General features: G+C 57.9%; 11 protein-coding genes. 8 read left to right on the top strand and 3 right to left on the bottom strand.

Features of this window, described 5'->3' with window-relative positions; genetic code table 11:
- The first annotated feature begins 40 nt into the window (after positions 1–40).
- The 3 genes from ACUTQW_RS21005 to iolE are packed head-to-tail and all read left to right on the top strand — an operon-like array spanning position 41 to position 2,930.
- Positions 41–1,054, top strand: coding sequence for a Gfo/Idh/MocA family protein (locus ACUTQW_RS21005; protein ID WP_006328610.1), 1,014 nt, complete (start codon positions 41–43; stop codon positions 1,052–1,054).
- 38 nt (positions 1,055–1,092) lie between these two features.
- Positions 1,093–1,977, top strand: a complete 885-nt coding sequence (locus ACUTQW_RS21000) for a sugar phosphate isomerase/epimerase family protein (RefSeq protein ID WP_004951456.1) — start codon at positions 1,093–1,095, stop codon at positions 1,975–1,977.
- 56 nt (positions 1,978–2,033) lie between these two features.
- Positions 2,034–2,930, top strand: a complete 897-nt coding sequence (iolE, locus tag ACUTQW_RS20995; protein WP_235196006.1) for a myo-inosose-2 dehydratase — start codon at positions 2,034–2,036, stop codon at positions 2,928–2,930.
- Between the two features lie 61 nt (positions 2,931–2,991).
- Here the strand turns inward: iolE and ACUTQW_RS20990 are convergent, their stop codons facing one another.
- Together ACUTQW_RS20990 and ACUTQW_RS20985 are read right to left on the bottom strand one after the other, a co-directional pair.
- On the bottom strand, positions 2,992–4,170 hold the full coding sequence (locus tag ACUTQW_RS20990; RefSeq protein ID WP_006328608.1) for a P1 family peptidase: 1,179 nt from the start codon (positions 4,168–4,170) through the stop codon (positions 2,992–2,994).
- A complete protein-coding gene (locus ACUTQW_RS20985; RefSeq protein ID WP_006328607.1) occupies positions 4,163–4,684 on the bottom strand; it encodes a GNAT family N-acetyltransferase in 522 nt (173 codons plus the stop codon). The genes ACUTQW_RS20990 and ACUTQW_RS20985 overlap by 8 nt, the downstream gene beginning before the upstream one ends.
- 389 nt (positions 4,685–5,073) lie before the next feature.
- Between ACUTQW_RS20985 and ACUTQW_RS20980 the strand changes: the two genes are divergently transcribed.
- From ACUTQW_RS20980 to gntK, 4 genes are all read left to right on the top strand, one after another.
- Entirely contained in the window at positions 5,074–5,769 is a 696-nt protein-coding gene (locus ACUTQW_RS20980; protein WP_006328605.1) for a pirin family protein, read from the top strand.
- A gap of 149 nt (positions 5,770–5,918) precedes the next feature.
- Positions 5,919–6,914, top strand: coding sequence for a gluconate operon transcriptional repressor GntR (gntR, locus tag ACUTQW_RS20975; RefSeq protein ID WP_006328604.1), 996 nt, complete (start codon positions 5,919–5,921; stop codon positions 6,912–6,914).
- Positions 6,915–7,298: 384 nt separating this feature from the next.
- On the top strand, positions 7,299–8,615 hold the full coding sequence (gene gntT / locus ACUTQW_RS20970; RefSeq protein ID WP_004951440.1) for a gluconate transporter: 1,317 nt from the start codon (positions 7,299–7,301) through the stop codon (positions 8,613–8,615).
- Positions 8,616–8,788: 173 nt separating this feature from the next.
- The gene (gene gntK / locus ACUTQW_RS20965; protein WP_013814871.1) at positions 8,789–9,319 is read left to right on the top strand and encodes a gluconokinase; all 531 of its coding nucleotides are present in this window, start codon (positions 8,789–8,791) and stop codon (positions 9,317–9,319) included.
- A 45-nt stretch (positions 9,320–9,364) separates the two neighbouring features.
- On the opposite strand, the gene ACUTQW_RS20960 is transcribed toward gntK, so the two are convergent.
- Positions 9,365–9,958 carry a YhgN family NAAT transporter gene (locus tag ACUTQW_RS20960; protein ID WP_004951434.1) on the bottom strand — a complete coding sequence of 198 codons (594 nt, stop codon included), beginning with the start codon at positions 9,956–9,958 and terminating at the stop codon, positions 9,365–9,367.
- A gap of 239 nt (positions 9,959–10,197) precedes the next feature.
- On the opposite strand from ACUTQW_RS20960, the gene asd reads away from it, so the two are divergent.
- Positions 10,198–11,301, top strand: a complete 1,104-nt coding sequence (asd, locus tag ACUTQW_RS20955) for an aspartate-semialdehyde dehydrogenase (protein WP_004951431.1) — start codon at positions 10,198–10,200, stop codon at positions 11,299–11,301.
- The last annotated feature ends 321 nt before the right edge of the window (positions 11,302–11,622 follow it).

Genomic DNA, 11,622 nt, shown 5'->3' with positions numbered 1-11,622 from the left:
ACCTGGCGTCTGCCGCAACTATTTGAAGAGGATAACGAAGATGACATTGAACATTGGGGTTATTGGCACCGGCGCAATCGGTCGGGATCATATTCGCCGTTGCAGCAAAGTGTTGCAGGGCAGCCGCATCGTGGCGGTCAACGACATCAATCGCGACAACGCCGCCAAGGTTGTGAGCGATCTGAAGCTGGACGCGAAGGTGTATGACAACGGCCACGACCTGATCAAGGCGGCGGACGTGCAGGCGGTGCTGGTCACCTCCTGGGGCCCGAGCCACGAAGAATTTGTGCTGGCGGCCATCGCAGCCGGCAAGCCGGTGTTCTGCGAGAAGCCGCTGGCGGTCACCGCACAGGGCTGTAAAAACATCGTCGAAGCCGAAGCGAAGCACGGCAAACGCCTGGTGCAGGTGGGCTTTATGCGCCCTTACGATCGCGGCTACCGCGCGTTGAAACAGGTGCTGACCAGCGGCCAGATCGGCGAGCCGCTGATGCTGCACTGCGCACACCGCAACCCGACCGTCGGAGAGGCCTATACCACCGATATGGCGATTACCGACACCTTGATTCACGAGATCGACGTGCTGCGCTGGCTGCTGGATGACGACTATGTCTCGGTGCAGGTGGTATTCCCGCGTAAAAGCCCCAAGGCGTTCCCGCACCTGAAAGATCCGCAGATTGTGCTGTTTGAAACCGCCAAGGGCACGCGCATTGACGTCGAAATCTTCGTTAACTGCCAGTACGGCTATGACATCCAGTGTGAAGTGGTGGGGGAAACCGGCATCGCCAAACTGCCGGAGCCTTCGTCGGTGCAGATGCGCAGCGGCGCCAAGCTCTCTACCGAGATCCTGACCGACTGGAAAGACCGCTTTATCGACGCTTATGACGTTGAGCTGCAAGGCTTTATCAACGACGTGCTGGCCGGGAAACTGACCGGGCCTTCCGCCTGGGACGGCTATGCGGCCTCTGTGACTGCCGATGCCTGTGTGGCCGCGCAGCTCAGCGGCGAGATTGTGCCGGTGGCCCTGCCGCCGCGCCCGGCATTCTACAACCACTAATGGGCTGACCGCCGTACCCACGTTTAAGAGGAATGACCATGAAGATCGCTTTTGATGTTGATGTCATCAGGGACCTGGGCATCACCAAAATGGTTCAGCAGGTAGCGGACTGGGGCTATCGGTATATCGAACAGTCGCCGCACCCGCAGATCAATCCGTTCTATAAGCATCCGAAAGCCGGCCGCGAGGTGATGGCGGAATACAAGAACGCGCTGAAAGCGACCGGCGTGGAGATATCCTCGTTTATTGTGGTGTACCGCTGGTCCGGCCCGGGCGAGGATCGCCGCCAGGCGGCGGTCAAAAATTGGCGCCGGATGATAGAGATTGCGGTGGAAATGGGCGTGCAGGTGATCAACACCGAGCTGGCCGGCAACCCTAATGAGCCGGAAATTTGCGAGGAGCTTTGGTATCGCTCAATGGAAGAGCTGCTGCCGATCATTGAGCGCGAAGGCATTCGCATGGAAATCCAGTCTCATCCGTGGGATTTCTGCGAACTGAGCAACGAAACCGCCGACATGGTGAAATCGCTGCGCAGCGACCACGTCAAGTACCTCTACAGCGTGCCGCACAGTTTCTATTACGACAAAGGCCAGGGTGACGTGGCCGGCATGCTGAAGTATGCCGGCGACGATCTTTCCCACGTGTTGATCGCCGACACCATGAACCACACCAAACACTGCCGCTATATCGTCAACCCGCCGGGGGTGGACGCTGCCGTGCACCAGCACGTGGGGATTGGCGAAGGCGAGGTGGATTTCGACGCCCTGTTCCAGACCCTGCGCGATATGGAGTTCGCCAACCGCAACTTTAAGGTCGGTGGCGAATCGATCATCTGCACTTCGCTGTTCGGCTACCCGGAAAAAATGAAAAGCCAGGCAGTGGCGACCAGAGAGCGCATCGAGAAAGAGCTGCTGGGCAAATAACCTTTTCGGCGCGTCGGCCAATTCCGTTGGCGCGCATCCGATTATTGAGGCTGAACATGAACAAAGACAACGTGAAACTGGCCATCGCGCCGATCGGCTGGACCAATGACGATATGCCCGAACTGGGCAAAGAGAACACTTTCCAGCAGTGCGTCAGTGAAATGGCGCTGGCCGGTTTCACCGGCAGCGAAGTCGGGAGCAAGTACCCGCGCGATCCGGCGGTATTGAAGCCGATGCTGGATATTCGCGGTATCCAGATCTGCAACGCCTGGTTCAGTACCTTTTTTGCCGACGGCCAGAAAGAAAAAACCATCGATGAATTTATCAACCATATGAATTTCCTGCATGCGATGGGTGCCAGGGTGATCGGCTGTTCCGAGCAGAGCAAGAGCATCCAGGGCACCACCAAAGGGGTGTTCGAAGAGAAGCCGTATTTCAGCGACGAAGAGTGGCAGCGGGTGGCCGATGGCTACAATGAGCTGGCGAAAATTGCCGCCGACAAGGGGATGCAGGTTTGTCTGCACCACCACATGGGCACCGGCATCCAGACTACCGCAGAGATTGACCGCTACATGAGCATGGTGAATGACGACGTCTATCTGCTGTTTGATACCGGCCACGCTTACTACTCGGAAGGCAGCCAGCAGGCGATGATGGCGATACTGGAAAAGTATCTGCTGCGCATTAACCATGTGCATTTGAAAGACGTGCGTGACGAGGTGGTGGCGGAAGTGAAGGCCAATAAGCTGAGCTTCCTCGACGGCGTGAAGAAGGGCACTTTCACCGTGCCGGGTGATGGTGTGATCGACTTCCGTCCGGTGTTTAAACTGCTGGATGAGCGGGGCTACAAGGGCTGGATGGTGGTGGAGGCCGAACAGGATCCGGCGCTGGCCAACCCGTTTGAATATGCGGTGAAGGCGCGCCGTTATATCAAGGAGACCGCCGGCATTTAATCGAGCCGGGATTTGCCAGGGGCGCCTGAGTCATCAGAGCGCCCCTTTTTATTGGGCAGGATCAGGCGAGGGTTTTCCAGGTGGTGACTTGGCTGCCGGGCCATGGGGTGGCGGCGTAGACGCCACGGGCGATCGCCCGCGCCAGCGTGTCTGCCGCCAACGCGCCAATTTGCAGCACCGCCAGCTCGCGGCTGCCCTGAACCTCGCGCTTGCCGGTGGACAAGGCAAACACCACGTCGCCGTCGAACGGGCTGTGCAATGGGCGAATGGCGCGCGCCATGCCGTCTTGCGCCATGATCGCCACGCGTTTCAACTCCACCCGGGTCAGCGCCAGATCGGTGGCGATGCAGGCCAGGGTGGTGTTTTTTCTGCCGCCTGTCGGCTCGGTGGGCATCCAGTCTTCGCCCTGGCCATGCAACTGCGCCAGCGCCGCCGCGCCGCCGTTGCCAAATTCGCCGTTGATTTCATAAGGCGTGGCCCAGAAGGCACGGCTGCCTGGCGCGACCACCGAACCCAGACTGTTGACCGCCACCAGCGCGCCGACGGTAGCGCCGTTAGCCGCCACGATGGAAGCCGAGCCGAGGCCGCCCTTCAGCTTGCCCATGCCGGTCATGGCGCCATAGCCTGCCCCCACGGTGCCGAGCGGGAAGTCGTGGCCCGCTTTGCCGGCCGCTTCTATCCCCAGTTGGCGGTAAGGCGGGTCAAGCTGCCAGTTTTTATCGCCCGCGTTGTTCAGATCATACAGGCAGGCGGTAGGTACGATAGGGGACACCGGCACGCCGGGAGCCGGCCGCAGGGCATAGCCGCGGCCTTGTTGCCCCAGCCAGGCCGCGACGCCGTCCGCCGCCGCCAGCCCGTATACCGAGCCACCGCTCAGTACCAGCGCATCGACGGTTTGCACCAGGTTATCCTCCCCCAGCGCGTCGGTTTCACGGGTGGCCGGGCCGCCGCCGCGCACGTCGACGGCGGCGATCGCCGGGCTATCCGGCAGGATAACCGTGGTGCCGGTGCGTACCTGGCTGCTCTGGGCGATGCCGACCTTCAGGCCGGGCACGTCGGTAATCAGATTGCGGGCGCCGGTCCGCACGGCGGGAGAGGTTGGCATGGCGGCCCCTAAAAAGGTGGTGGGAGAAAGGATGCCGATGGCACCCGTTACGCAGGCCAGCGTCTGCACAAAAGCGCGGCGGCTGACGTTTAAGGGCCGGTTAACCGGCCCTGATTCATTTTCAGTATCACTCATGATGCGCTTTTTTCCGCTGCTCGCTGCGAAAGCGCGCCATATGATGAGAATCTACCAACTCGCCATCGCGCATGGCATAAGCGCGGCTGGTACCTTCAATTTCAAAGCCGAACTTGCGGTAGAGCGCAATGGCGGCCTGATTGTCGGTAAACACCGTCAGTTCGATGCGTTCGATGGCTGCCCAATTGTCGCAGAGATCGATCATCGCCTTCATCAGGCTGCTGCCGACGCCTTTGCCGTGGTAGCGCGTATCCACGCCAATGCCGAAGGTCGCCACATGGCGACGGCGTACATGCTGGTCCAGCATTACGCTCAACTGGCCGACGATCTGCCCGTCGATACAGGCCACCAGGTTGTGGGTGCCGGGGCTAAGGTTGGCGAGGCGCTTGTGCCATAGCTCGGTTGAGGGTAGCGGGAGCTGTAGCGTGTCACGATAGACCTGCGGTTGAGAGTAAAGCTGATGTAAGGCTTGTGCATCTGCCGCTTCTACGTGACGAACTACGATTTCACTCATTACGCTACTCCTGTTGCTTACCGGTTGAATAACCTTTGAATTTATCCGTTTATCCGGACGAGTCAATATTATTCCGGATGGGGAAAAATAACGCTTTACAGGTGCGAATGATAATGATTATTATTGCGATGCGTTCCGGGGAGAGCATCGCCTTTTTGATACTCTTCCTGCGAAGGCACGACATTGCTCACATTGCTTCCAGTGTTACTTAGCCAGCTCGGGTGCTGGCTTTTTTTTTGCCTGTTTTTACCCCCTTCACGCCTTCAACAACTCCGCTGAAAATAGCTTCGCCACTCCATCTAATTTTTTGAACAGAGGGATGAGTTTTTTACGCTTTCTTATTCTGCTGCCGGGACTAGACTGTAAAAAAACATTGAGGAGAGTTGAATATGATTTATCTACGTAAAGCAGAAGATCGCGGTCATGCCAATCACGGTTGGCTGGATAGCTGGCATACCTTCTCATTTGCCAACTACTACGATGCCGATTTTATGGGGTTCTCGGCGCTGCGGGTGATCAACGAAGACGTGATCGACGCGGGGCAGGGTTTTGGCACTCATCCGCATAAAGACATGGAAATCCTGACCTACGTGCTGAGCGGCACGGTAGAGCATCAGGACAGCATGGGCAACAAAGAGCAGATTCAAGCCGGCGAGTTCCAGATCATGAGTGCGGGCACCGGGGTGCGCCACTCGGAATACAACGGCAATAAGGATCGTCCGCTGCATCTGTACCAGATTTGGATTATTCCTGATCAGGTCGGGCTGGAGCCGCGTTATGAGCAACGTATGTTCGATGCGCCGCAGGGCCGCCAGTTAGTGCTGTCGCCGGATGCGCGCGAGGGTTCGCTGAAGGTGTTCCAGGATATGACTTTGTCACGCTGGGCGCTGAACAAAGACGAGCAGTCGGCGTATCAGATCGAGGCCCAGCGCCGCGTTTGGATCCAGGTAGTACGCGGCAAAGTGGTGATCAACGGTCAACAGGCCGGCACCAGCGATGCTTTCGCGGTGTGGGATGAAGCCGAATTGTCGATTCAGGCGGATGAAGACAGTGAAATCCTGTTGTTCGATCTGCCGCCGGTATGATTAAGCGGTAAATTGTGATTAAGCGGTAAATATCAAGGGCTCACGCGGTGAGCCCTTTTTGCATTCGGCCATCCGGCAACCAACAATATCGGCCCCGGTTTTTTTTTGCTAAAATGAACGCCCTTTCACGGTTAGCCAGTTCATTGATAATGAAGAAAAAACGGCCGGTACTTCAGGATGTTGCAGACAAGGTTGGCGTGACCAAGATGACGGTGAGCCGTTATCTGCGTAATCCCGATCAGGTTTCTGTCGCCTTGCAGCAAAAAATTGCCGTCGCGCTGGATGAGCTGGGCTACATTCCCAACCGTGCGCCGGATATCCTTTCCAACTCGACCAGCCGCGCCATTGGCGTACTGCTGCCGTCGTTGACCAACCAGGTGTTTGCCGAAGTCTTGCGCGGTATCGAGAGCGTAACCGATGCGCACAATTACCAGACCATGCTGGCGCACTACGGCTATTTGCCGGAGCGTGAAGAGCAGCGCCTGACCTCGCTGCTGTCTTACAATATCGACGGCCTGATCCTGTCCGAACGCCACCATACTCCGCGAACCCTGAAGATGATCGAGGTGGCGGGCATCCCGGTGGTGGAGCTGATGGACTGCGTGTCGCCGTGCATCGATCTGGCGGTGGGCTTCAATAACTTCGAAGCCGCGCGCCAGATGACCCAGCAAATCATCGCTCGCGGCCACCGTCACGTGGTGTATTTCGGCGCACGTCAGGATGAGCGCACCATTATCAAACAGCAGGGCTATGAGCAGGCAATGCGCGAGTCCGGTCTGGAGCCGTACAGCGTCATGACCGCGCGTTCGTCGTCCTATTCCGCCGGCGGCGAACTGCTGCGTCAGGCGCAGCGCGACTATCCGCAAATTGACAGTATCTTCTGCACCAACGATGACCTGGCGATTGGCGCCACCTTTGAGTGCCAGCGTCAGGGGTTGTCGATCCCCGATCAGATGGCGATTGCCGGTTTCCACGGCCACGATATCGGTCAGGTGATGGTGCCGAAACTGGCGAGCGTGCTGACGCCGCGTGAAAGGATGGGGCAAATCGGCGCCGAGCGTCTGCTGGCGCGGTTGCGGGGTGAAACCGTCTGTCCGCGCATGGTAGACGTGGGTTTTACCGTGATCCCCGGTGGCAGTATTTGATCGTTTTCAACTAACCGCATTTTGAATCCGCGCCGTTCGGCGCGTTTCACCTCCTGCCTGTGCGCTTGCCGCTCGTTACCGCCGTAAGTTTGATCTCTATCCCAGAACGCGAATTTTAGTCGTTTACCCGATTCCGTCACTCATGTTGTTACCGGTATCATGATACCGGTAACAATGAGGTCAGTGACCGCCTAGGGGCGCAGCACGCTGCGGCCGCACGGAGCGGGGCGAGTAAATCGCCCCCTGCAAGCAGGGACAGAACCTTTGACTCAGTACCACCTACAGCTCGCCTTCTGACACCGGGGAAGAGCCTGAAAATACAACAAGCGCACGCTTTACGGTCTAGGGTAAAGAGAGTCGCGATAAAAGGGTTGGAGAAAAATTATGCCATTAGTGATTGTTGCAGGCGGCGTGGCGTTGCTGCTGCTGCTGATGATTCGCTTTAAGCTGAACGGCTTTATCTCTCTGGTTTTAGTCGCACTGGCGGTGGGTATCGCACAGGGCATGCCGGTAGATAAAGTGATCGGCTCCATCAAGGCCGGCGTTGGCGGTACGCTGGGCAGCCTGGCGTTGATCATGGGCTTTGGCGCCATGCTCGGCAAGTTGCTGGCGGACTGTGGCGGCGCTCAGCGCATCGCCACTACGCTGATCGACAAGTTCGGCAAAAAACACATTCAATGGGCGGTGGTGCTGACCGGTTTTACCGTCGGTTTCGCGCTGTTCTATGAGGTCGGCTTCGTGCTGCTGCTGCCGCTGGTATTCAGCATCGCCGCCTCCGCCCGCGTTCCGCTGCTGTACGTTGGCGTACCGATGGCGGCTGCGCTGTCGGTGACCCACGGTTTCCTGCCGCCGCACCCTGGCCCAACGGCGATCGCCACCATCTTCCATGCCGACATGGGGAAAACCCTGCTGTATGGCACGTTGCTGGCCATCCCGACGGTGATCCTGGCCGGCCCGGTCTACGCCCGCTTCCTGAAAGGCATCGACAAGCCGGTGCCGGAAGGCCTGTATAACCCGAAAATCTTCACCGAAGAAGAAATGCCAAGTTTTGGCATCAGCGTTGCCACTTCTCTGGTGCCGGTGATCCTGATGGCATTGCGTGCAGTGGCCGAAATGGTGCTGCCGAAGGGCCATACATTGCTGCGCTTTGCCGAGTTCTTCGGCGATCCGGTGATGGCGACGCTGATTGCGGTGCTGATCGCTATCTTCACCTTTGGTCTTAACCGTGGCCGCACCATGGATGAAGTGATGGGCACCATCACCGACTCGATCAAAATTATCGCCATGATGCTGTTGATCATCGGCGGCGGCGGCGCGTTCAAGCAGGTGCTGGTCGACAGTGGCGTAGAGAAATACATAGCCGGTCTGATGGAAGGCAGCAACGTCTCGCCTATTCTGATGGCGTGGTCCATTGCCGCCGCGCTGCGTCTGGCGCTGGGTTCCGCCACCGTGGCGGCGATCACCGCCGGCGGCATCGTCGCCCCGCTGATTGCCACTACCGGCGTCAGCCCGGAGCTGATGGTGATCGCGGTCGGTTCGGGCAGCGTGATTTTCTCTCACGTCAACGATCCGGGGTTCTGGCTGTTCAAGGAGTATTTCAACCTGAGCATTATGGAAACCCTCAAATCCTGGTCGGTGCTGGAAACCATCATCTCGGTTTGCGGCCTGGTAGGCTGCCTGCTGCTGGCGACGGTCGTATAATTTAGCGGTTACCTTTCAAGCTGCGGCCGCCTGGCGGCAGCTTGAAATTCATAGGATATCCTGAGGCTATCGGGTGCCCTGCGCGGCACCGGGCATCATTTTGAGTTTGGGGCGCATTGAGCGGTGCAATCCACCGCACAAACCTGCGTGAGTCCCCATAAGGGCATGAGATTATGAGCAATCCGCAACACCACGTATTTATTTTGATGGGCGTTTCAGGCAGCGGTAAATCCGCCGTCGCCAGCGACGTTGCCCACCAGGCCCATGCCGCGATGCTGGACGGCGACTACCTGCACCCGCGCGCCAATATCAACAAAATGGCGTCCGGGCACGCGCTGGACGACAACGATCGCGCCCCGTGGCTGACGGCACTGAACGACGCCATTTTCGCTATGCAGCGCACCAATGACGTGTCGCTGCTGGTGTGTTCGGCGCTGAAAAAAAGCTACCGCGACCGGCTGCGCGAGGGTAACAGCAACCTGCATTTTATCTATCTGAAAGGGGATAAGGCGGTGATTGAAGAGCGTTTGAAACAGCGCAAGGGGCATTTCTTCAAGCCGCAGATGCTGGTTTCTCAGTTCGCGACGCTTGAAGAACCGGGTGCGCAGGAGCAGGACGTGCGGGCGATTGACATCAACCAGCCGTTGGATGGCGTGATCGCCGATACTTTGGCTTATATTCGCAGCGTCGCAGCCCCGCAATAACCGGCTGCGTCATGATACCGGCGCCGCCAGGCGCCAGTATGTTCACTACAGTTTCATGTAAGCCCGCACGCCGTCCAGGAACATTTGGGTCGACAACATCACCAGAATCAACCCCATCAGCCTTTCCAGCGCGCTGACCCCTTTGCTGCCCAGCAGGCGCAGGAACAGGTTCGACATCAGCAATATCGCAGCGGAAATACCCCAGGCAATCAGCAGCGCCACCACCAGATGCGAAATCTGGTTCGGATACTGGTGCGAGAGCAGCATCAGTGCCGCCAAAATCGAAGGCCCTGCCACCAACGGGATCGCCAGCGGCACCAGGAAAGGCTCTTCACCGGCGGAAAGCCCGCTGCTGTTGCCTTCCTGCGAGGGGAAAATCATCTTGATGGCGATCAGGAACAGGATAATCCCGCCGGAAATGGACACGGTCTCGGTACGCAGGTTGAGGAACGCCAGAATTTTCTCGCCGGCAAACAGGAAAATCAGCATCAACAGCAGGGCGATCAACAGCTCACGAATCAACACCATCCGCCGGCGGCGCGGTTCCAGGTGCTTGAGCACCGACATGAAAATCGGCAGGTTGCCCAGCGGATCCATGATTAAAAACAGCAATACCGTGACTGAAATCATCTCTGTCATTATTACCTCAGAATTAAAAAAACACGCCGTCCGTCCCGACGGTGCACAGGCCATCCCCGAGGGCTTTCAAGCATTGATAACAAAGCTGCGGCTTGAAAGACTGCGGGTATATAAGAAGGATTGCTGAGAATCGCTCACCCATCGAATAAATTCACTTTGCGCCTGCGCTGACATTTTGTAAGGTGGAGAGATATTGCACACAACTCTAAGCAGTCATCCTCCAAGGTAGGACAGTTATTATGAAAAACGTTGGTTTCATCGGTTGGCGCGGAATGGTCGGCTCCGTACTCATGCAGCGCATGACGGAAGAGCGCGATTTCGACGCCATTCGCCCGGTCTTTTTCTCCACTTCGCAGCACGGTTCTGCGGCGCCGGCATTCGGCGGCCAGCAGGGCACGCTGCAAGATGCTTACGATGTTGACGCGCTGAGCGCGCTCGACATTATTATTACCTGCCAGGGCGGCGATTATACCAATGAAATCTACCCTAAGCTGCGTGAAATCGGCTGGCAAGGGTACTGGATTGACGCGGCATCTTCTCTGCGCATGGGGGATGACGCGATTATCATCCTGGATCCGGTCAACCATGCGGTGATTCAGCAGGGTCTGGACAAAGGCATCAAGACCTTTGTTGGCGGTAACTGCACCGTCAGCCTGATGCTGATGTCGCTTGGCGGCCTGTTCGCCAACGATCTGGTGGAGTGGGCTTCCGTCTCCACCTATCAAGCGGCCTCCGGCGGCGGCGCGCGCCACATGCGCGAACTGCTGACCCAAATGGGCATGCTGCATGCCGACGTGGCGAAAGAGCTGCAGGACCCGGCTTCGGCCATTTTGGATATCGAACGCAAAGTCACTGCGGCTACCCGCAGCGGCAAACTGCCGACCGATAACTTCGGTGTGCCGCTGGCCGGCAGCCTGATCCCGTGGATCGACAAACAGCTCGATAACGGCCAGAGCCGCGAAGAGTGGAAAGGCCAGGCGGAAACCAACAAGATTCTGAACACCTCCAGCGTGATCCCGGTTGACGGTTTGTGCGTGCGCGTTGGCGCGCTGCGTTGCCATAGCCAGGCGTTCACCCTGAAGCTGAAAAAAGACGTTTCGCTGCCGGAAATCGAACAGATGCTGGCGACCCACAATGACTGGGTGCGGGTGATCCCGAACGACCGTGAGCTGACCATGCGTGAGTTGACGCCGGCTGCGGTTACCGGGACGCTGAACACGCCAGTCGGTCGCTTGCGCAAGCTGAATATGGGGCCGGAATACCTGTCCGCGTTCACCGTGGGTGACCAACTGCTGTGGGGCGCGGCAGAGCCGCTGCGCCGTATGCTGCGCATCCTGCTGTAAACCTGAACTGAACTTCCCGGGGGCTGGCTTCTTTCAGCCCCCCAAAGCCTTATTTTCCGCTTTTCACTCTGTCTTGGCACGCTATGGACGAAGTTGCTGCCAGGGGAGATGTTCGTACCGATAACCGGCCTTCCTCCCGGCAGGCAGTAGCGCAACGGCGCTGCGGGCTGGCAGTTTTCTTAATGAATGATTTTCCATGCTAATACGGCACTGTTTTTGACAGACATTGGCTATGCTTAAAGCGTTGGCGAATACATTTTCACCAACGCTGAAAAGATGACTAAAAATAAGCATAAAGAGCGGAAATTCAGGTCGGCAAGC

This window comes from Serratia sp. TSA_7 (assembly GCF_052692135.1).
This window is presented reverse-complemented; position numbering and strand designations above follow the sequence as displayed.